Below are 24,480 nucleotides of genomic sequence, written 5' to 3' on the forward strand. Positions count from 1 at the left end.
AAAGTTTTGGGATAAATAAGCTAGGTGAATGTTTAACCAGTCTTTTGGTCGGAGTGCTGTGAGGTGATGTCTCCTTGCCCAAAGTGTGCGAGTGCCGGTGCTATTTGCCCGGATTCTGGTGCTATTTGGTTAGTAAAGAACCATAAAGCATATTTTTGAAACCGGTGGTGACTGAAAATTTTCATGGTGATATCAGTCGGAGGGGTAGACCGACCACTTTCATAGTAAGTAAGGGAGCTGTAAGGAACATCTGTAATTTCAGCAAATTGCTTCCTGTTGAGCCGTTCAGACTCTCTGACCAAAGCCAGCTTCTCGCCTATCGCACTTGACATGTTTTCAACATCCTCTAATATCTAGAACAAATAAAACATATTATTCATATCATCTAACCAACTGAGGGCCATTGAGGGCAACTACAGATAATTGGCTAGATCTAGATAAGAGGTTAGCAGATGAGCAAACAAATCGTAAGTTTGACGGACGCATTGCCCTATCAGGAATTTGCCAGAGTCATCGGCAAAAGCCCCGAAGCGGTAAAGGGCATGATTGATAAGAACAAGCTACCTGTTGTAGAAATGCGCACCCCTGAGGTGCCAACGGCGCGCGCTGAATACTGGGTTTATCTCCCCGCATGGAATGAGGGGATGAAATTGGCTTTCGAGAGTCGCCCGAAAGAAATCCGCGACGGTTGGTTGCAGTGGCTTGGACTCGGTGAACCTTCTTCACCAGTTCGTTAAGCGAGGTAATGACTATGCAACAGCCTATCTCTATTGCGCCGCTGCTCTGGAACCATCAGGCGGCACACTCACTTGATACTAGTATCACCCACGGCAAAGGGCGCCAGGGCATTATCATCCGCACCCGTCGCGCTGGCCGCTGGTTTCCTGCAGTCAATTCCATTTTACGCAGGGGGTTCAAATGACAGTTATGACTGTTGCAACCGTCCGTAGTCAGCCCGCCGGGTTGCGTGGTCTTATCGGTAAGCATCTTGCAGCGCCGCGCTGGCGTGACACCTGCAATTTCTATAACGACATGATGGAGCGTGAGCGCCTGACCATCTGTTTTCATGCGCAGCTTAAACAGCGTCACTCTGTGCTGAAACTGGAGGAAATGAGTGAGGGCGACTGCGAGCGCATTGTCTGCGCTATTGGTGAATTACGCAGTGCGTTTGCTAAGTATCGCAAACACGGTATTAGCAAGTCTGGTTATATTGGCCGTTTGACTATTGGCCAACGCCGCACGTTATTTCTTCATGCGGGATTGACCGAGGCCGAATTCAGCCAGCCATACTGGCGCATTGATGATGAATCATGCACGTGGCGAGAGGCGCTATTCAAGGCACTACGTGAATTATTCAACCTATTTGAGCACGCTCCAACAATATTAACGGCAGTTAAGCCAGAAAAGTATTTACATTAATTAATACCTGTTCTTTTTAAAGGCGCTTCATTGCGTCGGGCATTCTATTACCTGGAGGTTTATATGCACATGTATAAAACCGTTGGCCAAGCAATGCAAAACAAGGCCAGCAATGAGTCACGTGAGTGGATGCTGAATGCCGCGCGTAACGAGGCCAAGGTCGACTCGGCGACCAGCTTCTCGTCACACCTGGACCGCATGGCAACCTATGCGACAGTGAACCACCTTTCTAGCGTTGAGATTATCGAACTGCTCCGCGTTGAGTCAGAGAAGTTCAACCACGAGGCGCTTGCGCAAAATCATTCGGGGAAACCATGACGGGGCTCTCTGCTTTATTCGGCCTGCTTGCGTTTCTGGTAGGCCATTTTATTGCGGCTGATTTGAGTGACTCGGAATTTGCACGCAGACCAGAAAGCCAGAATTACGATTGAGGAAATAGCATGAAAATTAGAATCGATAAAGACTGGGTAATAACTAGCGATACATTTCAATTTATCCTTAACCGTAGAAAGACCGTTAAAACCGGTAAAGAAGTAGGCAAAGAGTGGCTTGATGCTATTGGTTATTACCCGACTATCCCGCAACTGGTTTCGGGCCTGATTAATCAGGGTATCCGCGATTCAGACGCAACCACTCTTGCCGAGCTGGCCACCGAGGTTGAGCGCATTGGCCTGCTGTGCCAAGCGGCATTTGGCTCGGAGGTGGGTAAATGAAAAAAGCTATTTTCCTTTTTGACTTGACTGGTTTTATGGCACAGCCGTGGCTAGAGGCTGGTTATGAGTGCTGGTGCTTTGACGGCCAGCCTGAGGATGGAGTAACTCGTGATGGACACCATGTGAAGGTCGGGATGTGGTTCAGTGCACCAGACAAGTTAGGGCAAGCAAAGGTCATTGCTGAAATGGTCGGTGATGGAGTGTCAGTAGTTTTTGGCTTTCCTGAATGCACCGACCTGACCGTTGCCGGTGCGCGACATTTCGAGTCCAAAAGAGCCGAAAACCCATTATTCCAGATTGAGGCGGCAGAGTTGGCCGACTTGGTGCGAATTGTTGGCTTGGTTACTGGCGCTGCCTGGGCATTCGAGAATCCGGTTGGTGTTTTGTCGAGCATGTATCGCAAGCCTGATTTTGCTTTCAACCCCTGCGACTACGCTGGGTATCTTCCAGAAAACGACTCACACCCGCTTTATCCAGATATTTACCCTGCACGTGACCGTTACAACAAAAAGACACATATCTGGTGTGGCGGGGGATTTGTGAAGCCGGAACCGCTCCGTGAGGAGCCGGAATTTAAGGCTAATCCGGGGTGGAAGTTCTGTGATGGAAAGTCCCCTCGGACAAAGAATATTCGCAGTGCAACGCCGAGAGGATTCGCTAGGGCTGTATTCATGGCAAACTACAGTCGGGTTTCCTCCGTTGGTTGAGTTCAAAAATGACCATAGTAGACAATCGGGGGAGGTAAGGGGGCGCACTGTTCCCACTCCGCCGCTAGCCTACCCTGGCAACACCGGCGAGCCCTTCGTCGGTGTTTACCCATGGAACGCGCCAAAACAAGCCATTGGCAAAGAGAAACCGCTTACCCGTGAGCAACATGCTCAGGGGCAAGCTGTTTTACGCAATATCCACTCTCTCCCGCACTTTCTTGGTGCGATTTTCCTCTCGCGTCATACCTATCTGCTGAAAGAGAAAGGGCTGAACGATGCCAATAAATGGCTAATGCTCCAGTTTCAGCGCCGCATCTGGCCGCGTATCGAAATCGTTAACGCTAAAAATGCTATGAATCTCAATGCGTCACCGTGCTTTATGGCGGAGGTTGACAACTATGCACGCCTGCCGGGTATGGATGATAAAGAGCTGCGGCGTTTTGCTGACCGCATTGCTGGGCAGTTAATGCAGAACTATGAGCGTTATTGCGAGGAGTTTATCGAAGCCAATGGTGGCGATAACACCGGGTTAATCAGCGACAGCGTGCAGGCTGATTTTTATGGCCAAGTTGGCAATATGGCCCGCGCGTTTAATGTTACCCCGATGCACTGGCGCAAATATCGCAAGGGTGCGCTTGATGTCCCGTCAGCGATTGCCAGCTTGTCGCGGTTGGTTAACTCCGAATGGTGGGAACGTCAGTTGAAAGCACTGCGCACGCGCTGGCGCGAGGCGTTGCTGATAGCTGCAGGTGAGGTCAACCGTAACAAATACCCATACGCCAGCAAGCAGGCTATCAGGGATGTGCAGGCGCGGCGACTAGCCAATATGGAATACCTGAAAGGGTGCGACTTGGAGAACGTCGAAACCGGTGAGCGCTTCGATCTGATTGATAAGGTCATGGCGAGCATTTCTAACCCTGAAATCCGACGCATGGAGCTGATGAGCACTATTGCGGGGATTGAAAAGTATGCCGCCAGCGAGAGGGATGTCGGCATGTTTATCACTCTTACCACGCCGTCCAAATACCACCCGACGCGCGTCGTCGGTAAGAAAGACAATTCCCAGGTTCAGTTTAACCACAATTGGGATGTAGAGGCATTTTCCCCTAAAGACGGTCAGCGCTACCTTGTCGGCATCTGGAGCAAAATGCGTACTGCGTTTAAAGACCGTGACCTGAATGTTTATGGTATGCGCGTTGTTGAGCCGCATCACGACGGTACGCCGCACTGGCACATGATGCTGTTTTGCGAACGTAAGCAGCGCCAGCAAGTTATCGACATCATGCGCCGGTATGCCATGAAAGAAGATGCCGACGAGCGTGGCGCAGCCAAAAACCGCTTTGACTGCAAGCACCTGAATAAGGGCGGCGCAGCGGGTTACATCGCTAAATACATTGCCAAGAATATCGACGGTTATGCGCTTGACGGTGAGATCGATCACGACACCGGTAAGCCCCTGCGGGATATGGCGGCCGCTGTAACCTCCTGGGCATCTACGTGGCGCATCCCTCAATTTAAATCTATTGGTGTTCCTACCATGGGTGCGTATCGCGAGTGCCGTGCAAGTTGCCTGCGCGGGATTAGCTTGGCTGACACCTTTGACGAGAGGGTCGAGGCGGTTCGGGCTGCTGCCGATGCCGGTGACTTTGCTGCATACATCGCCGGGCAGGGCGGGGCAAACGTGCCGCGTGACGTTCAAACCGTACGTGTAGCACGTAAGGTGGCCGATGAGCCGAATGCCTACGATGAAGAGGTGCAAAAGGTGGTCGGCATCTTCGCACCTCATCTTGGCCATGGCCACGTATTTGAAACCCGTACAACGGAATGGCGTATTGTCCGTAAAGCCGTTGACGTTGAGCCTTTGACTTTAAAAAGCGCCTCTGGCGCGCCTCGGAGTCCTGTCAATAACTGTGGGGAGCTTGGCCGAGAATCAGAGCCAGTTTTGACTGTTACGCCGCCTGAGTACGTCACAGCGGTGATGAATTTGATTGAGAGCGGGGATGTTGGCTGGGATGACCCAGACGTCGCTAAGGTGCTCAAGGACGCCGTAAGGGAGCAATCCCCAAAGGCCTGCGGCCAGCAGCGCATCAGAAACAGCAATAAATCACTAATTGACGCCCCATCAGCCCGCCTGACGTCGGCGGAGCGTGGCCGTATACCTAAAATCCGGCTTGAATTGGCGCGGGATGGTATCACCGCCGAAAATTGGGAACTTAAAGCCCTTACTCGCGGGGCAATGGTAAGTTTAAATGGTAAACAGTTTTCTTACCCACCACTCGATGAATGGTTGGGATTTAGTTAGAAACCGTAAAAGAGCACAAGGTTAATAACACCATGTATAGATTGAGGAACTGTCCAATATGAGTCTTCTTTGTCGGATTTTCCAACTATTACGTCAAAAGTGAATAAAAAATGATTTGATATTCATTAAATGTATAAGTGTTTTGGTTGAGTAAAGGTAATTTATTGTTATGATTCAGGCATTGGTTAGGTATTGAGATATTTCGCCATCAATTGGGTTTAACAACCCGAGGAAAGCTTAGAGCTTTCTACCTATTTTACCCCACGCAGCGCCCTGGATAGTCCATGGTGATATCGGCAAGCAGGTAGCACTGTAGCTTCCGGTGGCATGGCGTATGGGTATTCGAACCCTTTGGCGACCAAGGGTTCGTGGAGCAGGGAGCTAGTGCTGTTCAATCTCATCCTTATGAGGCGAACCCGTGATGTTTCAGTGAACTTTCGTTTACGCGTCATGGGGCATAAGGAAAAAATATCATGCGAAATGATAACGTAACCAACGAACAGCAGGCACAGAGCAAGTCGAACCGGAAGAAGTGGAAGACTTATGTTTGGGAGGCGATTAAATGGGGTATTCGACTGTTTAATTTCATCGCCAGGCTAGTTGAATACTTTGAAGGGGGCGGTGAGTAATGTGTCCTCCCCAGTTTCAATCACAGGTGGTTAAGTCTATGTTACACAAGGCTCTTCGTATTATCAGGCAATATCACGGCGAATCAATCGCAGACCTATCTGTAGCGCTTTGTATTCCAAAAGAAAAAATATCTCAACTTGAAAGTGGGGCTTTGTTGCCACCGGTTGATATCCTTGAGCGTTATTCTTCCCATTTTGACATACCAATTTCTTCTCTAATGTTTTTTTCGGAAACGTTAGGTACTCAGGGGCGCTTATCCAAACGTTTACGTTTGAATTTGGCAGGTAAGGTTCTGGATGTGTTGGCGTGGGTAAATAATCGAAATGAAAAAGCGCATTAAGTTAAAGATAGTAACAAAGAATAAAAGTTATCAAATTATTGACTCGCCACTTTATAAGCTTAAAAGTAAAAAAAAATTAGTCGATTTACTTGGTTTTTCTTTAGCGGAGTTAAATCTTCTTAAAAATGATGAGGAAAACTATTCTGTTTTTGATCAATTATCAAAAAAAGGAAAAACACGTAAAATACAAAAGCCTCTAGAAAAGTTAGATCGTGTTCATACGCGTTTAGCAAGTCTTTTAACTAGAATTTCCACTCCCAATTATTTACACTCCGGTAAAAAACAGCATTCAAATATTACGAATGCAAATGCACATGTTAATTCGTCAAACTTGTTGACAGCTGACGTAAGGTCATTTTTCCCGTCAACGACGAGGACGATGATATTTTCATTTTTCTATTCTGTAATGAAAATGTCCTCTGATGTTGCTGATCTATTGTCATATATTTGTAGTTGTCATGACTCCTTGCCAACAGGGAGTAGAATTAGTATGCCTTTGGCATTTTTTGCTAACTATCGAATGTTTAGTGAAATCGAAAGTCTTTGTAAAGCACTCGATGTTAAAATGACCGTTTACGTTGATGATTTAACTTTTTCAGGGAGTAAAGTGAATCGTCTTTTCGCCTCTACAGTAAAGAAAATAATCTCAAGACATGGTCATGTTATGCATCCTCAAAAAACTAAACTTTATGGGGAGCGTGATCCTAAATTAGTGACTGGTGTTATCGTAATCAGGGATAGGCTTAAAATTAGAAATGAGCAGCATAGATTGATGTCAGTTGAGTTTGAATACTGGAAATTAATAAAAGATATTCAACAAGCAAAAGATACATCATTTGCGAATAAGCTTATAGGAAGAATGCACTCCATGGGGGTGATCGATGAAAGATATAAAGCTAGAGTGCTGACTCTCCGCGCCAATACTCGTGTGTGAGTTCATTGTCTATTTTTCGCTAAAAATAGCATTGCTAACGTGCATGATTTTGCATGTGCGTTCGGTTATGTACTTTGTATCGGCACAGCAGTAATGGCCTGGTTTTATAACTTTCATGCAACTGCATTAAAACCGACCCATGAAGCGGGCTGGCGTGGTGGGGATAGCATTGCGCGGAGAGTGAATTTTTTTTCAAAAAATAATTGTTTTTTCGCGTCGTGGCGGCGTTGGATTTTTGAAATTAATCAGGGGTGGGGTAAGGGATTGCGCGTCGTGAGGGGCGCCTGAGAGCGTTACAGCGTGGTATAGAAAAGCCGCCTAAATTGTCTCTGCTCAGACTGGAGCTGACAGTTACCGCGGATAGAACACAATCTTATCCGACAGTCGGCTTTGAGCGAAGAGCGGACGTCACAAGTTTGCTTGGGTGCATACGTTTAAACAAACGGACAATTTTCTACTAAAAAATGCTAGTAAGCGTAGAAATAACACTGTTTTTAGTTAAACGTTGCGTATTTATATAGATGGGTAGTATTTTTGTAGAAAATCCTCACAAAAGATCAATGTTATGCAAATTTATGATAAAAATGGAATTAAACTAAACGCAGAATGCTCAGTAGATGAAGAGGATGGGGTTTATGGCCTAATCCTTGAGTCTTGGGGGCCAGCACACAGAAACAAAGACTACAATATTGCCCTAGATTGTATAATTGAGCGACTTACTGATTCCTGTGTAGATAATGTCGTTGTGTATCTGGCCTCATCGACAGCCAGAAAACATATTCCGGCCATAGTTGAAAGAAAAATCCATCCCGATGAATACTTCCCTCTAGTTGGTAATAAACCTAGCGATATTCGCCAAAAAATGTGTAGTTATCAGGCTCATTTCAGTAGTATAGGTAAAAAAAATGTTCCTTCGGGGAACAGGACCAAACGAATAATGATAAATGTTCCAGGAGTCAATAGTGGTACATTTTGGGAGCCTATAATATATGGAGAGTCATCAGATCTTTTTCAACCTACAGATGATGGGAGTGTTCTAAATACAAGGGTTAGCAGATTAATAAAAAGAACTTTAAGCGAACCCAAAGGATATAAAGTACCAGGGGCAGTAGAGCGACTTCAAAAGGTCTATGCTCGAGATCCTATGGTGAAAGCTTGGATCTTGCAGCAAAGTAAGGGCATTTGCGAAAATTGTGGTGAAAGTGCACCGTTTTATTTACATGATGGTAGCCCATACTTGGAAGTGCATCACGTGATACCTCTCTCGTTGGCCGGTGCTGATACCACAAGCAACTGTGTTGCACTTTGCCCCAATTGCCATAGGGCTTTTCACTACAGTCAAAATGCCAAAGAACTGATTGAGATGCTTTACATCAATATAAATAGATTGCAGAAGTGAGCAGTACTCTTTTATAACTGGCATGCAGGCGGCCACGCAGTAAGGTCATTATGTCCGCTATGAGCGAATAGCGGACATAATGACGGCTTTAATATATACCTCCTTGTTTGTTGTGCTGCATATGTTTCCAAATTTCTTCGAAAACATGTTTATTTACATAACCCATATAACCAATTGAAAATTTTTCAAATTCTGCTCGAAGAGACTCCTTGCCCTTTAAATAAACGTTGAGTAGATTCCGTGCATGCTTAAGATAATCACGCTTATCTTTTTGACTCATGTCATTCCACTTTTCGCCCATAATTTTAATAGCTTCAGTAATTAAGGCTTCTCTTCTATCCCTTAAAGATTTTCCTCTATGATTTCTTTGCATGGCTTCATGAAAGGCTCGATGAAACATATAATCAGAATTGTACGTGTAAAACTTTGATGAATCCAAAAGGTTAGCGGAAAGTGTCAAATCTCCTGTTGAGAATAAACTTTCATAGAATGTAAGTGCTGCTGTCTCAATGTCTCCAGCAGGAATTGTGTTTAAGGGTGCTATGCAAAAATAAACCGGTGTAAATTTTTTAATTGTGTGATTATTGTAAATAAAGTTGTACCCATGACAACTTCCAATGAATGTGATAAGTTGATTGCCCATTGAATTGTTTATTATTCTGAAATCATCTGCAAGCTCACTCCAGGAAATGGTACTTTTATCTGGCAGTTCCATTGACAGTGGATTACCATGAGCTTCAATATGAATGATCGGTTGAAATCCAATGTTTAATTCAGGGTTAAATAAATCCTTTATGTCTTGAAGTGTATCGCGAAATGATTTCGCACTTTGAGTCTTAATGAGGGAAATACCACTTCCAAATCCTTTGTCGCTTAGGTTTTCATGTAGGCGTTTAGCTGTTTGGTATTCATTTTCGGACAGGCAGTCGAGAATGATAAGCTTGTTAAAATTTATTTTTTTAAGAAATGTAGTATGCTGCATTTTCTTATTAGTCCTATTGATGCTTATGTAAGCTTTACACTAAATACCTGCAAAATATTTTCGATGCAGGTTAGTAATCTTTCATCGTTGGAATCTTAACACTTTTTGACAATTATTTAATTTAAATTTACAACGTCCGCTTCTGGCACAGAGCTGCCTGTCAGATTGGATTTGGCTCTGTGCCGTAGTAGCCTTAGCCGTGTCAAGTCGCGACTAATACACCTAAATTGGCGGCTGTAGGGTTACTCGTCGTCGTTGTCGAGGCTGTATTTTTTAAACCGGATGACCTCAATACCAAGCCAGTCATTAACCTCCTTGATGCGCTCCTGTAGCGGCGTCAGCTCGTTGCGCACAAAGACCTTGGCCGCTTTCTCTACGTCGCCAGTTGAGCCGACGTTTTCCGGCTTGCCCCCCATCAGTTGATAGGGGATACGGTGAGCGTCCATCAGGTCAGCCGCGCTGACTTTCTTGATGTTAAAGAAATCGTCTTTGGTGGCCACTTCACTGAGCGGTACGATTTTAATCCCGTCGGGTTTTCCGTTCGGCGCATAGAAAAACAGGTTCTTGAAATTCCCCAATCCCTTTGAGTGACTCATCGCCTCGCGCAGCGCATCGACGTCGGTGGTGCTCTGGGCTGCATCGGTCACATACATGATATAACCCGCGTGCGCGCCGTTCTGGTAATACTTGCGGCGGAACAGCGTGGCGGACTCGTTCAACCATGCCGAGTTAAGTGCGCTCAGGTATTCCGGCATCCCATAAAGCTCCTGGTTAATATCCGGCTCCAGCAGGTGAAAAACACTATCTGGGGCAAAGCTGTGCGGCTCGGTAAAGGATTGCACAAACCAATAAACACCACGCTCCACGCCGCGCCGGGTGTATTTGGCCGGGGAGGTGGCAAGCTTAATCAATTTGCCGCTGACGCTAAAACGCTGCTCTAAAAAAGCGTTCCCAAATACCAGATGGTCAAGCGCAAAGCGGCTAAAATCCTGCTGAGATAGCAGCGGGTGCGGGATGTAGGTGCTGGCCAAGATGTTGCGCTTCACGTAAATCGGAGAGCTGTGATGTACGGCGGCGCGAAAGGTTTTCGCCAGCCCGGAAAAACTGATTGGCGGCTCTATCCATTTGCCGTTACCGACGCACTCGGTGTAATCCAAAATGTCACGGCGATCCAATACCGCTGACGGCTCGCCAAAGGTGAACGCCTGCGTAGCCTGTGCTGGCTGCGCGGTGGTTGTGGTGGCCTTTTTGTTGCGGCGGTTGCGCTTACTCATCGGTTGAACTCCAGGATAGATTTAGACGGCTGACCATTGGCGGCGGTGAGCGGTTCGTTTAACAGGGCGTGCATGGTTGCCCACGCTACGTCAGCGTGGCTGGCTTCTTCACTGCGACTGGCGTCATAAGTGGCGCTGCGCCCGCTGGCTGTCATGGTTTTGCGGATGGCCATAAACGATTTTGTGATGTCGGTGTGGGCGATGTCGTATTCCAGACGTCCACTGCCAATCGTGTCTTTGGCTTTCAGTACCATGGCGGTCTTTACTTCGGGGCTGTAGCGAATTTCCCGCGCTGCCGGGTAGAAGGCGCGCACAAGCTGAAATACACCCTGTCCGATGCCGGTGGCGTCAATGCCGATATAGTCGACGCAGTATTTTTGGGTTAGTGCTTTGATGGCGTCGGCCTGGGCGGCAAAGTCCATGCCTTTCCACTGGTGGTGCTCCAGGATGCGGAATTTACCGCCCGCGACCATTGGCGGAGCCAGTACCACACACCCGGCGCTGTCGCCAGTGTGCGCAGGGTCATAGCCGACCCATACCGGGCGGTCACCGAAGGGGCGCGCCGCATAGGGGTTAACGTCCGTCCACTCTTCCAGGCTGTCCACCATGCAGCACTGCAACTCTTCGAACGGGAACACCGAGGCTTTATCGTCCACGAATTCGCACATAAACAGGTTGCGGAAATCATCGGCGCTGTTTTCCTGTTTCAGCATGTCCAGGTCGAAGAGGTTGCAGCCCCCGGCAAGTGCATCCTCAATGGTGACAATCTGCCGCCATTGGCCATCACCGCAACGCTTGCCCGCAGCGAGCGCGCTGTGACTGATATCGATCTCCACGCGTTCACTGGCATTTTTACGGCCTTTGTTGAACAGTTCGCCTGACCAGAATTGAAACGCGCCATGCCCCAGAGTGGAGGGGGTGGAGAAGTAGGTTGACCGCAGGTGTTTTTGTGAGGCCATGCCGGAGGCCACTTTGCGCAGCTTTTGGAAGTTCGGGATCCAAAATATTTCGTCGACCAGTAGGTCGCCGTTATGGCTCTGTGCGGTGTTGGAGTTAGTGCCAAGGAAAATCAGCTTTGCACCGTTATTACCCAGGATAATCGGATCACCGGCCAGCTCAACATCAACCAGGTGAGCAAACTGAATAATGTATTCACGGAACACATACGCCTGGGTTTTACTGGCCGAAAGGAATACCTGATTGTGACCGGTTTTCAGCGCGTGCAGTAGCGACTCGCGGGCAAAATAAAACGTCGCGCCAATCTGACGCGATTTCAGGATGTTGCGGATACGGTGCGCCAGCCCGGCTTTGTGCCAGCCGAGCTGATACTCGAATGAATCATCAAAAAATACCTGCTCCAGCTTGGCAATCGCCTCCTCGCTGAAATAGTTCTTTTTCGGCTTCTTACGCTCGCTTTTGTTGCGGTTGGCCACGTTGGGATTGAGGTCGACCTCGTTGCCGGTGGTCATGTAGCGATTAACCCGAGCTAACCGCTCAATCTGGCGGCCTAACAGGTCAATCTCTTTGTAGTCACTGCCTTCCTTCTTGCCTTTCAAAATAAGCTGAATAATCCGCGCTTCCAGGCTGGTTTCCACGCGGGAAATCGGCGCAATCGCGTCCCATTTTTCGCGCTGCTTCCAGCTCTGCACGGTGGGTGCCTTTTGGTTGAGCATTTCGGCAATCTGCTTGACGGAAAACCCTTGCCAGTAGAGCAGTGAGGCTTGTCGGCGTGGGTCGAGCAGGAGTGTGGTGTCGGTCTGAATGTGCATGCGGTGCCCTCTTGGTGGTGACGAGGGCAAGGCTACGCAACCGGCACCGGCGGCGCGCTAAGGTGCTGTTGTGTCAGGGGTAGTCCGTCGGCCATCGCTGGTCGCGTGGGTGTTTGACCGGGAAACTAGCCCCCGACATAACACTCCCAATCAGGACAAATGACCATGGCAAAAAAAGTATCAAAGTGGTTTCGCGTTGGCGTCGAGGGTGACACCTGCGATGGCCGTGTGATTGACGGCAATGATATCCAGCAAATGGGCGAGAGCTTTGACCCGCGTGTCTATGGCTGCCGCATCAATTTGGAACACATCAAAGGGCTATTCCCCAACGGCGATTTCAAGCGCCTGGGCGATGTGATCGCGCTGAAAGCCGAGAAAATCGCTGACGATTCCATCCTTAACGGCAAATGGGCGCTGTTCGCAAAGTTGACCCCTACCGACGACTTGGCTGCCATGGTGAAAGCGGGCCAGAAGGTTTACACCTCCATGGAGATCCGCCCGAACTTTGCCAATACCGGCAAGTGCTATCTCGTTGGCCTCGCGGTGACCGATGACCCGGCCAGCCTGGGCACGGAATACCTTGAATTCTGCTCTCGCGCTAAAACCAATCCCCTCGCGGGCCGCAAGTCCGAGCCAGGTGATTTGTTCTCAGTGGCCACGTTGGCCGAACTGGAGTTCGAAGAGGTGCCCGATACCTTGCTATCCAGTCTGAGCGAAAAGGTAAAAGCCATGTTCAGCCGCAAGCAGGAGAGCGATGACGCGCGTTTCAGCGATGTGCATGAGGCCGTCACGGCGGTGGTGGAGCAGGTACAGGCCAGCGGCGAAAGCACCGCGCAACGTTTTACCGAGCTGGAGCAGGAAATCGCCGGGCTGAAAAACGCAGCAAAAGAGAGCCAGCAGCAGTTTGCCGAGCTGAAAACCACGCTCGACAACACCGAGAGTTTTAGCCAGTCGCGCCGCCCGGCGGCCACTGGCGGCGAGGGTGAGGAGAGCCTGCTGACCAACTGCTAATCGTCTGGCCGGGGCGCTGTGCGCCCCCTGTTATCACCTTGTTTATTGACTAGGAAACCCTAATGAAAAAAGAGACCCGCTTTAAATTTAACGCCTATTTGCTGCAAGTGGCCAAGCTCAACGGCATCGACGTCGGTGACATCTCCAACAAGTTCAGCGTGGAGCCGTCGGTCACGCAAACCTTGATGAATACCGTGCAGGAGACCTCCGATTTCCTGACCCGCATCAACATGGTGCCGGTGGATGAGCTGAAAGGGGAGAAAGTGGGCGTAGGTGTCAATGGCTCCATTGCCAGCACCACCGATACCGACGGTGGCAAAGAGCGTCAGACCGCTGATTTCACCGCGCTGGAGTCAAAGGGGTACGAGTGTCAGCAAATGAACTTTGACTTCCACCTGCGCTATAAACAGCTTGACCTCTGGGCGCGCTATCAGGATTTCCAGTTGCGCATTCGCAACGCCATCGTGAAGCGTCAGGCGTTGGATTTCATCATGGCCGGGTTCAACGGCGTTAAGCGCGCGCCCACCTCTGACCGTATCAAATACCCCTTGCTGCAAGATATCGCCGTCGGCTGGCTGCAAAAGTACCGCGATGAAGCGCCAACCCGTGTGATGAACAACGTCACCGACGAGGAGGGGAAGGTGATTTCCAATGTCATCCGCATCGGTAAAGGGGGTGACTACGCCAACCTGGATGCGCTGGTGATGGACGCCACCAACAACCTGATTGCACCGTGGCATCAAGAGTCACCTGACTTGGTGGTCATCTGTGGCCGCAAGTTGCTGGCGGACAAGTATTTCCCGATTGTGAATCAGGAGCAGGCGAACACCGAGGCGATGGCCGCCGACGTGATTGTCAGCCAAAAGCGCATCGGTAACTTGCCAGCCGTGCGCGTGCCGTTCTTCCCGGCTAACGCCATCATGGTCACCAGCCTGGAAAACCTCTCTATCTACTTTATGGATGAGAGCCACCGCCGTCACATGGAAGAAAACGCCAAGCGTGACCGCGTGGAAAACTACGAGTCGATGAACATCGATTATGTGGTTGAGGATTACGCCTTCGGTTGCCTGATTGAAAATATCGAGTTGCTGGCTCAGAAAACCGAAACCAACCCGGATACGGTTAAAGCGTTGGCGGGGGAGTTGGTGAAGGAAATGACGGTGATCACACAGCCCGTAGCAACCGGCGAACAACCCGCAGACGATAAGGCGTAAACCATGACGAGTCCCGCACAGCGTCACATGATGCGGGTCTCGGCCATGGAGGCTGCGCAGCGGGTGGATGATCCGCTGCGCCATGCCAACGCCTACGAGCAAATGCTCGTTAAGCTGGCCGCAGACCGCGCAAAGTTAAAACAAATCTACTCCGTCGAGAGGAAAGCCGAGCACAAGCGGGCCATGCTGCCTGCTTATGCACCGTGGGTGGCTGGCGTGCTGGCCGAAGGGCGTGGCGCACAAGATGACATCCTGATGACCGTCATGCAGTGGCGGCTCGACGCCGACGATATTCCCGGCGCGCTGGTGATTGCGCCCTATGCGCTGCAACACCGGCTTGCTACCCCGAACAACAAGCGCCCGGCCCCGTATTTGCTGGTTGAAGATGTTGCGCTGTCCGCCGAGCGCTGCCGCAAGGCGGGGACGCCGGTGGCCATCAGCGACCTGCTGGCCACGCTGGAGCTGGTCGGCGATGCGGACATGCCCGAAGAAGTGCGCGCCAAGCTGCACAAGGTTATCGGCCTGATGTTGAGTGAGGCGGGTGATTTTGCGCAGGCGCTGGAACACCTCAACATCGCCATGCGAAAGGACAAGGCCGCCGGGGTGAAAAAAGAGATCCAACGTTGCGAGAGTGCGCTCAAGCCCAAACCGACCCCCGCCGCCAAAAGAACAACCGCGCGCCCGCGTAAGACTGCCGCCACCCCAGCAAAACGCGGGCGGCCACCGAAGGCGAAAAAAGTCGCCGGTTAACAGAATGCGCCCCGCGCTGGGCGGCACGATGGCCGCGACTGCCTCCGGGCTTATCAACGCCATCGTCCACCGCCCCCTATTTTGAGGTCGTCATGACAACAGTGATTATGCATAACCCCGTTGCGCCGTTTGATGTGCCGACGGCCATTATCCCGCCCCCGGATGTGTCGGAGTCGGTGATTAAAAACACCTTCTTTTTCCCCGACGTCGACCCGAAGCGTGTGCGTGAGCTGATGCGCCTGGAGCATACCGTCACGCCGCAGCGCCTGCGCCGCGCGATCCAAAGTGGTATCGCCGAGACTAATGCCGAGTTGTATCTGTACCGCGAGCAGCAGATGGCCGCCGGGTTTATGTGCCTGACGGACGTGCCCGCCGAGCATATCGACGGGGAGAGCGAGAAGTGTTTTCACTACCTGAGCGCGGTATGCGCCATGGCCACCGCTGTCCTGTATGAGCGTTACCGCACCGTTGATGCCAGTGCCAAGGGCGATAAAAAGGCCGATGACGTTGAGGCGTCGATTGACGAGCATTGGCGGGATATGCGCTGGGCTGTGGCTCGGTTACAGGGTAAGCCGCGCTGTATCGTCGGGCAGCTCTGATGGAGGTCATTGCACGGCAGGGTGACACCCTTGACGCGCTGTGTCACCGGCATTATGGCCGCACCGAGGGCGTGGTCGAGGCGGTGCTGTTGGCCAATCCGGGGCTGGCCGAGGTGGGTGTCATTCTGCCCCACGGCACCGCCGTCACGCTGCCGGTGATGGCCACCGCCCCGGCAACCGAAACCGTTCAGCTATGGGATTAAGCATGGAGAAAATCACCTCATTCTTTGCCTATGCCGTGGCCGTGATGTTGGCCTGGGTAGGCAAGTATTCCGCGCAGGATATCGCGCTGATTGTTGGTGCCACGGTGGGTGTGGGCACCTTTGCGATCAACTGGTATTACCGCCGCAAGAGCTATCTGTTGCTCAAGCGTGCCGGTGTTCAAAAGGAGGTTATCGATGTCCTCAATCGTTAAGCGTTGCAGCGTGGCGGCGGTGTTGCTGTTGGCTGTGCTGCTGCCTGACTTTAGCCAGTTGCGTACCTCCCTGGTCGGGCTGGAGTTGATTGCCAACCTGGAAGGGTGCCGCCTGAGTCCGTACCAGTGCAGCGCCGGGGTGTGGACGAGCGGTATTGGCCACACCGCCGGGGTCAAGCCGGGGCAGGCCATCAGTGAGCACGATGCCGCTGTCAATCTGGTGGCGGATGTTATGCAGGTTGAGCGCAGGCTGGCGCAATGTATGCCGGTGCCCATGCCGCAGCCGGTTTATGACGCGGTGGTCAGCTTTGCTTTTAACGTCGGTACGGGAGCCGCGTGCAAGTCCACGCTGGCGCATTTTATCAATCAGCAGCAATGGCCGCAGGCGTGCAATCAGCTCCCGCGTTGGGTGTATGTCAATGGTGTGAAGTCTGCCGGGCTGGCCAACCGGCGCGCCAGTGAGCGCGCGCTGTGCATGACGGGGGCGCAATGAAAACGCTGATTACCTTGCTGGTGCTGGCCGTCGTGGTGGTGTGGTGGATAGGGCGGGAAAACCGCGAACTAGCCCGTTCACTGTCCGACGCAACCCAAACCATCGGCAAGCAAAAAAAAGCGCTGCAAGCCTCGCAGAAAGCGCTCACAGAACTGGAGGCCCGCGTCCGCAGCAACGAGCGGGTGCAGGTGCTTTTGCGTGAGCAGCGTGACACCGCCGAGGCATTGGCCAGCCGCCGCAATCAAACCATCACAAGGCTCATCAATGAAAATGAAGCTCTGCGCCGCTGGTATGTTGCTCCTCTGCCTGATGATGTTATCAGGCTGCACCGCCGCCCCGGATTTGCCACCCCCGACGATTATCTACGCTGGCTGTCCGAGGGTCAGCAGTTGCCCGATACCGGAAAGCCAACCGACCACCAACGGGGAATTAAGTGAGGATGTCCGCCAGCTTGAGCGCGCACTGGTGAGTTGCGCGCAGCAGGTCGAAGCCGTGAAACACTGCCAGGAGGAAATAGATGCTCAAGCCGAAAAGCCTGCGCAAAGCGCTGAATGACGCGGTGCCGGTACTGAAAGCCAACCCGGAAATGCTGCGCATCTTTATCGACAGCGGGTCGATTGGGGCCACGCTGGCGACCTCGTTGTCGTTCGAAAACCGCTACACCCTCAACGTGGTGGTAACGGATTTCACCGGCGACCTGGATTTGCTGTTGGTGCCGGTGGGGGCATGGCTACGGGAAAACCAGCCCGACATCATGACCACTGACGAGGGCAAAAAACAGGGCTTTACCTACATCGCCGACATCAACAATAACGACAGTGTTGACGTGAGTATCGGTCTGCGCCTGACTGAGCGCACGATTGTCAAAGAGGTTGATCGGGCGCTGCATGTTTCGCACGCCCCAGAACCGCCGCCACCGGTGCCGGTGGTGCGCCCGATGCAGCTCTATATCCACGGCGAACTAGTGAGCGAATGGGATGAGTGAGCTTAAACCCTTTGATGACAAGCTGGCGGCGCTGATTGCCAGCCTGTCACCGGCCAGCCGCCGCAAGATGGCCGCCGAGATTGCCAAGCAGCTCCGCGCCAGTCAGCAGCAGCGCATCAAGCGCCAGCAGGCACCCAATGGCACCCCGTATGCCCGCCGCCGCCAACCGGTGCGGGGTAAAAAAGGCCGGGTTAAGCGGGCCATGTTTGCCAAGTTGCGCACCAATCGCTACATGAAAGCCAAGGGCAGTAATGACGACGCGGTGGTCGATTTTGTCGGGCGGGTACAACGTATCGCGAGAGTGCATCAGGAGGGGTTGCGAGACAGGCCAAACCGACATAGCAAAGAGGTGCAGTATGACACACGGCTTTTACTCGGTTTTAATGAGACAGACCGCCAGATTGTTGAAGACGTTATTGTAGTGAGGATGAGCAAAGCGTAAGTGCGCTGGAGTATGTGTGTTGCTGCGATAAAAAGCTGAAGCTTAAGTGGTTCAGCTTTTCCATTTTAATAGGTATTAGACTGTATCTATCAATTCAAGTCTGTTCTGATAGACTTCAAGTCTGCATCAGAAAAAACACCTTGAAGTGAGCATAATAGAAACGTCGTGCCGCTGTCAGTTTTTTCTACAATAAAAAGCTTTTCGGCAATTGTCTTACCGGGGACTGTTCCCGAACTTGCATTGTTGTTCATCGACCACTGAGAGTTAGTGACGTCTTTTATCATTGGATTGTATATGTATAAGTCACCGTTTTTTACTAAAGGGACTTGTTTTTCGACCTTTTTTACTACCACGTCAAGCGGCTCGCTTGTTTCAAACCCCCAATAGTAATATTCGCCCAATCCCTCGCTGTATTTGTTCATATTTGTGTATTTGCTTATGTATTTGTTAAGGGGTAGGTTGTTGTCGTGAAGTTTATTGGTGTCAATTGAAATGTTTTCTTTATTTTTGACGTTCTGCTCGACAGCGTTAAGGATTAAGTCATTTATCTCTTTATTATTTTGCATTTCTTTGAAGAATGATGAATCACATGCCGATAAGTTTTGAATAACTGAGCCTGCAATAGAGGGGAAACTAACAAAAAATGCCAGAGTCAATATTCCCGTATTCATTTTTTTACTAAACATAATGTGTCCTTTTTAAGTATCGTATGGAAAGTGGGATTTTCCACGACCTGAGTGTATTGCTGTGAATGAATTTACTTTAATTTAGTCATTAGTTCCATGTCTCTGTGCAAAAATCACTCCTGTTGGGGATTTGGTATTCGATGTTGTCTGGCGGGTCATCCTACGCGCTCAAATTGCCGCTAGATCTCTCTAACGGCATCCTTTCCTTATGCAAACACTCGAAACCCTCTCAGAACTGGCGCGCGCAGTGCGCAATCTCATCCGCATTGGTGTCGTTGCTGATGTCGATACCGATGAGGGGCGCTGCCGCGTCCAAACCGGCGGCAATACGACCGACTGGCTGAACTGGCTAACCTGTCGCGCCGGGCGCTCGCGTACCTGGTGGGCACCGTCCATTGGTGAGCAGGTGCTGGTGTTGGCCCTGGGTGGCGAGTTGGATACCGCCTTTGTGCTGCCGGGAATTTATTCCGATGACTTCCCGCCGCCGTCAGTCTCCGCTGATGCGTTCCACGTTAGCTTTCCTGATGGTGCGGTCATTGAGTACGAGCCGGAAACTGGCGCGCTGACCGTTACTGGCATAAAAACGGCGGACGTGACCGCCTCCGAGTCGGTCACCGTCACGGTGCCGGTGGTGACGGTCAATGCCAGCGAGAAAATCACCCTAAACACACCGGAGGTGGTCTGCACCAACAAGCTGACCACCGGCACGCTGGAAGTGCAGAAAGGCGGTGAGATGAAAGGGAATATCAGCCATTCCGGCGGCACCTTCACATCCAATAACGTGCAGATAGATAACCACGGTCACGGTGGCGTGCAGCGCGGCGGTGGCTGGACGGAGGGCACCAAATGACGGCGCGCTACAGCGGCATGAGCCGCGACACCGGCACCGAGCTGACCGACATTGACCACATTCGCCAAAGCGTGCGTGACATTCTCATCACGCCGATTGGATCGCGCGTGATGCGCCGTGAATACGGCTCTTTACTATCAGCCCTGATTGACCAGCCGCAAAACGAAGCGGTCAAGTTGCAGGTGATGGCCGCCTGCTACGCGGCAATCCTGAAATGGGAGCCGCGCATCAGCCTGACGGCCATCACGTTTGAGAGCTATTTCAATGGCCAAATGGTTGTTGATATCACCGGCGTGCGCCGCGACGCCAGCGGCACGTTTTCCTTAACCGTCCCCCTGAGCTGATAACTATGCCAACCATCGATTTAAGCCAGCTCCCCGCACCGGATGTTGTGGAGGAGTTGGAGTATGAAACCCTGCTAGCCGAGCGCAAAGCAATGCTGATTTCCCTGTATCCGGCAGACCAGCAGGAGGCTATCGCACGCACCCTGGCGCTGGAGTCCGAGCCTATCGTCAAGCTACTGCAGGAAAACGCCTATCGCGAGCTGATGCTTCGCCAGCGGGTGAATGAGGCGGCACGTGCGGTGATGGTGGCCTTTGCCACCGGCAGTGACCTCGACCAGCTTGGCGCGAATGTTGACACCCCTAGATTGGTGATTACACCTGCTGATGACACCACGCTCCCCCCGACACCGGCGGTCATGGAATCCGATAGCGAGTATCGGGTGCGTATCCCGCAGGCATTTGAAGGTATTAGCGTTGCGGGGCCATCCGGTGCCTATGAGTACCATGGCCGCGCTGCCGATGGTCGGGTGGCTGACGTGAAAGCAATCAGCCCAAGTCCGGCCTGCGTGACTATCTCGGTGTTGTCGCGGGAGGGTAACGGCGCGGCCAGTGCTGACTTGCTGGCCGTGGTCACTCGCGCCTTGAATGACGAGAACGTTCGTCCGGTGGGTGACCGCGTGACCGTGCAATCCGCGAATATTGTCAAATACACCATTGAGGCGGTGCTCTATCTCTATCCAGGCCCGGAGGCGGCCCCCATACAGGCCGCAGCCGAGGCCAAGCTCAAACGCTACATCACCGCACAGCACCGGCTAGGGCGTGATATTCGTCTGTCAGCCATCTATGCCGCACTGCACGCGGAAGGGGTGCAGCGTGTGGAGCTGAAAAAGCCGTTGGCCGATATCGTGCTGAACAATACCCAGGCGTCGTTTTGCGAGCAACACCGCATCATTGTCGGGGGTTCTGATGAGTAGCCGCCTGTTACCGGTTGGCTCCTCGCCGCTGGAGGTGGCCGCCGAAAGGGCCTGCGCCGAACTGGCGCGCGTGCCGATGCCGTTGCGTGACCTGTGGAACCCGGCAACCTGTCCGCTCAATCTGCTGCCTTATCTGGCCTGGGCGTTCTCGGTTGACCGATGGGATGAGAGTTGGTCGGAGGCCGCCAAGCGTAACGTGGTGACCTCGGCGTTTTACCTGCACCGCCACAAGGGCACCATGGGTGCCGTTCGCCGGGTCGTGGAGCCTCTCGGCTATCTCATCAAAGTCTACGAGTGGTGGCAAAACAATGACCCGCCCGGCACATTCCGGCTGGATATCGGCGTGCTGGAGACCGGCATCACCGAGGAAATGTATCGAGAGATGGAGCGGGTGATTGCTGATGCCAAGCCGGTCAGTCGCCACCTTATCGGCCTCAATATCGTGCAGGACGTTAACGGCCCTGTTTACACCGGCGTCGGCATTTACGATGGCGACACGATTACCGTTTACCCCGGATAACAAGCGAGAAATCATGAGCAAATATAAAGCCATTCTGACCACCGCCGGGGCGGCAAAGATTGCGGCCGCCAGCGCAGGCGGCAAACCGTTGAAGATTGACCGTCTGGCCGTCGGGGACGGTAACGGCAAGCTACCCACGCCTAGCCCGGCACAAACCAAACTTATTAATGAGCGTTACCGCGCAGCACTTAACTCGCTGACCGTTGATAAGGCCGCACCAGACCGGTTGATTGCCGAGTTAATTATTCCGGCTAGTGTGGGCGGCTTCTGGCTACGTGAAATGGGCCTCTATGACGCAGATGGCGTGCTGATTGCGGTCAGCAATGTGGCCGAGTCCTATAAGCCAAAGCTGGAAGAGGGCAGCGGGCGCACGCAGACCTTGCGCATGGTGCTGATTGTCAGCCACACCGAGGCTATCACGCTGATTGTTAACGGTGATATGGTGACTGCCACGCGCGACTTTGTGGCAGCGGCGATTGATGACCATGCCAAATCCCGCAACCACCCCGATGCCACCACGGCGGCCAAGGGTTTTGTGCAACTGAGCAGCGCCACCAACAGCGCCAGCGAGACCCTGGCGGCCACGCCGAAAGCGGTCAAGGCGGTAAATGATGCGACGGTGAAGCTGGGGAAAAACCTCGCCGACCTACCCGATAAAGCTACTGCCCGCGCCAATTTAGAATTGGGGTCAGCGGCGATAAAACAAGCGGGCAAGGATGCGGGTCAGGTGATGATTAACGGTGATTTTGGTGTTGGGGGAGCGACGCCAATCTTGTCGTCAACCAATACACTGACGCTTATCAAGGCACAAAAAACCGGTAAATACGCGGTTAATGCTGACTCGGCGGATATGCCATCAGCAGTGCTAGCTTATGAACTGGATTGGTCATTTACCTCCAGTAGCAGCGGAGGGCATGGTTCATTAATCGCCAAGCCGTTGATTAATAGAGGGCACTCAAGCGACAAAGTTTATCGAAATACTTTGCGCGCCGGGGTGTGGCAGGGATGGGTAATGCTCTATGACTCCGTAAATAAGCCCACAGCGGCTGATGTTGGCGCGCTTACTGATTCGCAAGCATTGCAGAAATACGCACTGCGTTCCATCAAGGTAAACGGCAAGCCGCTGAGTGCCGATGTCAATCTGCTGGCTGGGGATGTCAATGCCTGGAACAAAAGCGAGGCGGATGGCCGTTACCTGATGCTATCGGGAGGGACGGTAAAAAAGCTGACAGTCAAAACCGGCTCCACCGGCACGGAAAACATCGCGATGCTGATTGATGGTGTAGAGCATACGCCCTTTGTGTTGAAACGTAGCACTGCCACCGCCAATTTATCCATAGGCTTTCAGCTCGGCGGCGGTGCGCCGCTGTATCGGCTGGGTATTAATGACAAAAATAATCTCTGTTGGGGCACTGAAGCAAATCAGGCTGCCAATGCCACAATTTATCACACTAAAAATAAGCCCACTGCCGCAGATGTAGGGGCGTTGACTGACGCCCAGGCGTTACAAAAATATGCACTGCGCTCCATCAAGGTTAACGGCAAGCCCTTATCGGCTGATGTGAATTTAGTGGCGGCGGACATTAACGCCTGGAATAAGACCGAATCGGACTCCCGCTATTTGATGAAGAGTGGCGGCCAGTTAACGGGGGTGCTGAAAACCAGCTCGGAAATCCAATCCACGTCCTCAGATAACTACCGATTAATTGGTGGCGATTATGGGACGTACTGGCGTAATGATGGCAACAGTCTGTATTTGCTGATGACTAATGCCAAAAACCAGTACGGGGCATACAACGGACTGCGCCCGTTGGCAGTCAACGTAAAAAATGGTGATGTGGTTTTAGGCCATAACGCTAGTGTTATCGGCAACCTTAAGGTTGGACAAGCCACACACTCTGCTGACGGCAATATTTTGGGTAGCCGCTGGGGTAATAAATGGTTATGGGATGCAGTGATTGAGCAGGTCAATGGCCGTGTTGACTGGAACTCATTTAATAATCGCACTCATGTGGCCGGTGATCGCAATGCGTGGTGGTACAAGGACGAATTGACCGGGTTCATTATCCAGGGCGGTGTGGTTAATCGTGTTGATTATGCTAACTGGGTTGGGTTCCCTCGTGGCTATGCGCGGCAGTGCTTCGGTGTGCAACTGACGCTTATCAGCTCCACCGGAACTTGGTTCGGTGATAGTCGGGTCAATATTCAGGCGCGAGATATGGATAACAACGGGTTTAACGCAATGATGGATGGCCAAGAGCAGGTGGTGTTCTGGCAGTCGGTGGGGGTTTAAGGATGAGTTACGGATATAGCGCAACGACGAATACGTTTTATGTGATTGAGGAAAAGGATGATTTTCAGGCTAACGGAACGTGGCCGGATGATGTAATGCCGATCACCGATGAAGAATGGAACACCTACCGCGTACAGGGGCAAAGAGGGAAAGTCCGTGGGGCGAATGCGCAGGGGCGACCGTGTTGGATTGATGCCCCACAGTTAACACCCGTGCAGCAAGTAGAGATTGCGTCCTGGGAAAAGGCCGCGCGGTTGGAGATGGCCGGTAAGGCGATTGCCCCTCTTCAGGATGCGGATGATTTAGGGGTAGCGACGCCAGAGGAAAGGGCGCTTTTACTGGCCTGGAAGCGTTACCGAGTGCTGATTAACAGAGTGGATACTGAAAGCGCGCCAGATATTGACTGGCCAACGATCCCGGATGCCTGATAGAAAAACAGCCCGCAAATTTTGCGGGCTGTTCTCTGTGGCGCGGTCTTTCCCTGATGTTGCCGCG

General features: G+C 51.8%; 30 protein-coding genes and 1 pseudogene. 26 read left to right on the forward strand and 5 right to left on the reverse strand.

Features of this window, described 5'->3' with window-relative positions:
* Positions 1-32: 32 nt before the first annotated feature.
* Positions 33-332 (reverse strand): helix-turn-helix domain-containing protein, encoded by a 300-nt coding sequence (locus tag ACUTQ5_RS09320; RefSeq protein ID WP_071680429.1) that lies wholly within the window; start codon positions 330-332, stop codon positions 33-35.
* Between the two features lie 120 nt (positions 333-452).
* On the opposite strand from ACUTQ5_RS09320, the gene ACUTQ5_RS09325 reads away from it, so the two are divergent.
* The 9 genes from ACUTQ5_RS09325 (at position 453) to ACUTQ5_RS09365 (ending at position 8,444) form a co-directional block, all read left to right on the forward strand.
* Positions 453-737 (forward strand): Cox family DNA-binding protein, encoded by a 285-nt coding sequence (locus ACUTQ5_RS09325; RefSeq protein WP_071680428.1) that lies wholly within the window; start codon positions 453-455, stop codon positions 735-737.
* Positions 738-918: 181 nt separating this feature from the next.
* Positions 919-1,419, forward strand: coding sequence for a hypothetical protein (locus ACUTQ5_RS09330; protein WP_039995117.1), 501 nt, complete (start codon positions 919-921; stop codon positions 1,417-1,419).
* Positions 1,420-1,488: 69 nt separating this feature from the next.
* Positions 1,489-1,737, forward strand: a complete 249-nt coding sequence (locus ACUTQ5_RS09335) for a DUF2732 family protein (protein WP_445651151.1) — start codon at positions 1,489-1,491, stop codon at positions 1,735-1,737.
* Between the two features lie 122 nt (positions 1,738-1,859).
* A complete protein-coding gene (locus ACUTQ5_RS09340) occupies positions 1,860-2,132 on the forward strand; it encodes a DUF5405 family protein (protein WP_445651019.1) in 273 nt (90 codons plus the stop codon).
* Positions 2,129-2,839, forward strand: a complete 711-nt coding sequence (locus ACUTQ5_RS09345; RefSeq protein ID WP_445651020.1) for a Dcm methylase — start codon at positions 2,129-2,131, stop codon at positions 2,837-2,839. Before ACUTQ5_RS09340 ends, ACUTQ5_RS09345 begins: the two co-directional genes overlap by 4 nt.
* The gene (locus tag ACUTQ5_RS09350) at positions 2,832-5,141 is read left to right on the forward strand and encodes a replication endonuclease (protein ID WP_445651021.1); all 2,310 of its coding nucleotides are present in this window, start codon (positions 2,832-2,834) and stop codon (positions 5,139-5,141) included. Before ACUTQ5_RS09345 ends, ACUTQ5_RS09350 begins: the two co-directional genes overlap by 8 nt.
* A 667-nt stretch (positions 5,142-5,808) precedes the next feature.
* Positions 5,809-6,111: a helix-turn-helix domain-containing protein gene (locus tag ACUTQ5_RS09355; protein WP_445651022.1), complete on the forward strand. Its 303-nt coding sequence runs from the start codon at positions 5,809-5,811 to the stop codon at positions 6,109-6,111.
* A complete protein-coding gene (locus ACUTQ5_RS09360) occupies positions 6,095-7,045 on the forward strand; it encodes a reverse transcriptase family protein (RefSeq protein WP_445651023.1) in 951 nt (316 codons plus the stop codon). Before ACUTQ5_RS09355 ends, ACUTQ5_RS09360 begins: the two co-directional genes overlap by 17 nt.
* A 565-nt stretch (positions 7,046-7,610) precedes the next feature.
* Positions 7,611-8,444, forward strand: a complete 834-nt coding sequence (locus ACUTQ5_RS09365; protein WP_445651024.1) for an HNH endonuclease — start codon at positions 7,611-7,613, stop codon at positions 8,442-8,444.
* Positions 8,445-8,532: 88 nt separating this feature from the next.
* Here the strand turns inward: ACUTQ5_RS09365 and ACUTQ5_RS09370 are convergent, their stop codons facing one another.
* The 3 genes from ACUTQ5_RS09370 to ACUTQ5_RS09380 all read right to left on the reverse strand — a co-directional run bounded on the left by ACUTQ5_RS09370 (position 8,533) and on the right by ACUTQ5_RS09380 (position 12,469).
* Positions 8,533-9,426, reverse strand: coding sequence for a hypothetical protein (locus tag ACUTQ5_RS09370; protein ID WP_445651025.1), 894 nt, complete (start codon positions 9,424-9,426; stop codon positions 8,533-8,535).
* 242 nt (positions 9,427-9,668) lie between these two features.
* Positions 9,669-10,700, reverse strand: coding sequence for a phage portal protein (locus tag ACUTQ5_RS09375; protein WP_445651026.1), 1,032 nt, complete (start codon positions 10,698-10,700; stop codon positions 9,669-9,671).
* A complete protein-coding gene (locus ACUTQ5_RS09380; RefSeq protein ID WP_445651027.1) occupies positions 10,697-12,469 on the reverse strand; it encodes a terminase ATPase subunit family protein in 1,773 nt (590 codons plus the stop codon). The genes ACUTQ5_RS09375 and ACUTQ5_RS09380 overlap by 4 nt, the downstream gene beginning before the upstream one ends.
* A gap of 165 nt (positions 12,470-12,634) precedes the next feature.
* Between ACUTQ5_RS09380 and ACUTQ5_RS09385 the strand changes: the two genes are divergently transcribed.
* The 11 genes and pseudogenes from ACUTQ5_RS09385 to ACUTQ5_RS09435 all read left to right on the forward strand — a co-directional run bounded on the left by ACUTQ5_RS09385 (position 12,635) and on the right by ACUTQ5_RS09435 (position 18,378).
* Complete coding sequence (locus tag ACUTQ5_RS09385; RefSeq protein ID WP_445651028.1) at positions 12,635-13,480, forward strand: GPO family capsid scaffolding protein; 846 nt, start codon at positions 12,635-12,637, stop codon at positions 13,478-13,480.
* A 62-nt stretch (positions 13,481-13,542) separates the two neighbouring features.
* Positions 13,543-14,694 (forward strand): phage major capsid protein, P2 family, encoded by a 1,152-nt coding sequence (locus ACUTQ5_RS09390; protein ID WP_445651029.1) that lies wholly within the window; start codon positions 13,543-13,545, stop codon positions 14,692-14,694.
* Positions 14,695-14,697: 3 nt separating this feature from the next.
* Entirely contained in the window at positions 14,698-15,444 is a 747-nt protein-coding gene (gene gpM, locus ACUTQ5_RS09395) for a phage terminase small subunit (protein WP_445651030.1), read from the forward strand.
* Positions 15,445-15,536: 92 nt separating this feature from the next.
* On the forward strand, positions 15,537-16,043 hold the full coding sequence (locus ACUTQ5_RS09400) for a head completion/stabilization protein (RefSeq protein WP_445651031.1): 507 nt from the start codon (positions 15,537-15,539) through the stop codon (positions 16,041-16,043).
* A complete protein-coding gene (locus ACUTQ5_RS09405) occupies positions 16,043-16,246 on the forward strand; it encodes a tail protein X (protein WP_445651032.1) in 204 nt (67 codons plus the stop codon). Before ACUTQ5_RS09400 ends, ACUTQ5_RS09405 begins: the two co-directional genes overlap by 1 nt.
* A gap of 2 nt (positions 16,247-16,248) precedes the next feature.
* A complete protein-coding gene (locus ACUTQ5_RS09410) occupies positions 16,249-16,458 on the forward strand; it encodes an HP1 family phage holin (RefSeq protein ID WP_021178175.1) in 210 nt (69 codons plus the stop codon).
* A complete protein-coding gene (locus tag ACUTQ5_RS09415) occupies positions 16,442-16,951 on the forward strand; it encodes a lysozyme (protein WP_445651033.1) in 510 nt (169 codons plus the stop codon). The genes ACUTQ5_RS09410 and ACUTQ5_RS09415 overlap by 17 nt, the downstream gene beginning before the upstream one ends.
* Positions 16,948-17,295 (forward strand): annotated as a pseudogene (gene lysB / locus ACUTQ5_RS09420) (Rz-like lysis system protein LysB); the annotation flags it as partial. The gene ACUTQ5_RS09415 and the pseudogene lysB, both read left to right, overlap by 4 nt.
* Positions 17,216-17,506: an Rz1-like lysis system protein LysC gene (lysC, locus tag ACUTQ5_RS09425; protein WP_445651034.1), complete on the forward strand. Its 291-nt coding sequence runs from the start codon at positions 17,216-17,218 to the stop codon at positions 17,504-17,506. The pseudogene lysB and the gene lysC, both read left to right, overlap by 80 nt.
* Positions 17,469-17,936, forward strand: a complete 468-nt coding sequence (locus ACUTQ5_RS09430; RefSeq protein WP_445651035.1) for a phage tail protein — start codon at positions 17,469-17,471, stop codon at positions 17,934-17,936. Before lysC ends, ACUTQ5_RS09430 begins: the two co-directional genes overlap by 38 nt.
* The gene (locus ACUTQ5_RS09435) at positions 17,929-18,378 is read left to right on the forward strand and encodes a phage virion morphogenesis protein (RefSeq protein WP_445651036.1); all 450 of its coding nucleotides are present in this window, start codon (positions 17,929-17,931) and stop codon (positions 18,376-18,378) included. The genes ACUTQ5_RS09430 and ACUTQ5_RS09435 overlap by 8 nt, the downstream gene beginning before the upstream one ends.
* A gap of 89 nt (positions 18,379-18,467) precedes the next feature.
* On the opposite strand, the gene ACUTQ5_RS09440 is transcribed toward ACUTQ5_RS09435, so the two are convergent.
* Positions 18,468-19,064, reverse strand: a complete 597-nt coding sequence (locus ACUTQ5_RS09440) for a hypothetical protein (RefSeq protein ID WP_445651037.1) — start codon at positions 19,062-19,064, stop codon at positions 18,468-18,470.
* Positions 19,065-19,272: 208 nt separating this feature from the next.
* Here ACUTQ5_RS09440 and ACUTQ5_RS09445 point away from each other — a divergent pair, with 208 nt between their 5' ends.
* Genes ACUTQ5_RS09445 through ACUTQ5_RS09470 form a run of 6 tightly spaced genes read left to right on the forward strand, consistent with a single transcriptional unit; the run spans position 19,273 to position 24,413 of the window.
* Entirely contained in the window at positions 19,273-19,914 is a 642-nt protein-coding gene (locus ACUTQ5_RS09445) for a phage baseplate assembly protein V (protein WP_445651038.1), read from the forward strand.
* Positions 19,911-20,258 carry a GPW/gp25 family protein gene (locus tag ACUTQ5_RS09450; protein ID WP_445651039.1) on the forward strand — a complete coding sequence of 116 codons (348 nt, stop codon included), beginning with the start codon at positions 19,911-19,913 and terminating at the stop codon, positions 20,256-20,258. Before ACUTQ5_RS09445 ends, ACUTQ5_RS09450 begins: the two co-directional genes overlap by 4 nt.
* Before the next feature lie 5 nt (positions 20,259-20,263).
* Positions 20,264-21,172: a baseplate assembly protein gene (locus tag ACUTQ5_RS09455; RefSeq protein ID WP_445651040.1), complete on the forward strand. Its 909-nt coding sequence runs from the start codon at positions 20,264-20,266 to the stop codon at positions 21,170-21,172.
* Positions 21,165-21,692 (forward strand): phage tail protein I, encoded by a 528-nt coding sequence (locus ACUTQ5_RS09460; protein ID WP_445651041.1) that lies wholly within the window; start codon positions 21,165-21,167, stop codon positions 21,690-21,692. Before ACUTQ5_RS09455 ends, ACUTQ5_RS09460 begins: the two co-directional genes overlap by 8 nt.
* Positions 21,574-23,985, forward strand: a complete 2,412-nt coding sequence (locus tag ACUTQ5_RS09465) for a phage tail-collar fiber domain-containing protein (RefSeq protein ID WP_445651152.1) — start codon at positions 21,574-21,576, stop codon at positions 23,983-23,985. The genes ACUTQ5_RS09460 and ACUTQ5_RS09465 overlap by 119 nt, the downstream gene beginning before the upstream one ends.
* 2 nt (positions 23,986-23,987) lie before the next feature.
* Positions 23,988-24,413 (forward strand): tail fiber assembly protein, encoded by a 426-nt coding sequence (locus ACUTQ5_RS09470; protein ID WP_445651042.1) that lies wholly within the window; start codon positions 23,988-23,990, stop codon positions 24,411-24,413.
* The last annotated feature ends 67 nt before the right edge of the window (positions 24,414-24,480 follow it).

The sequence above is a fragment of the Serratia sp. NA_112.1 genome (assembly GCF_052691715.1).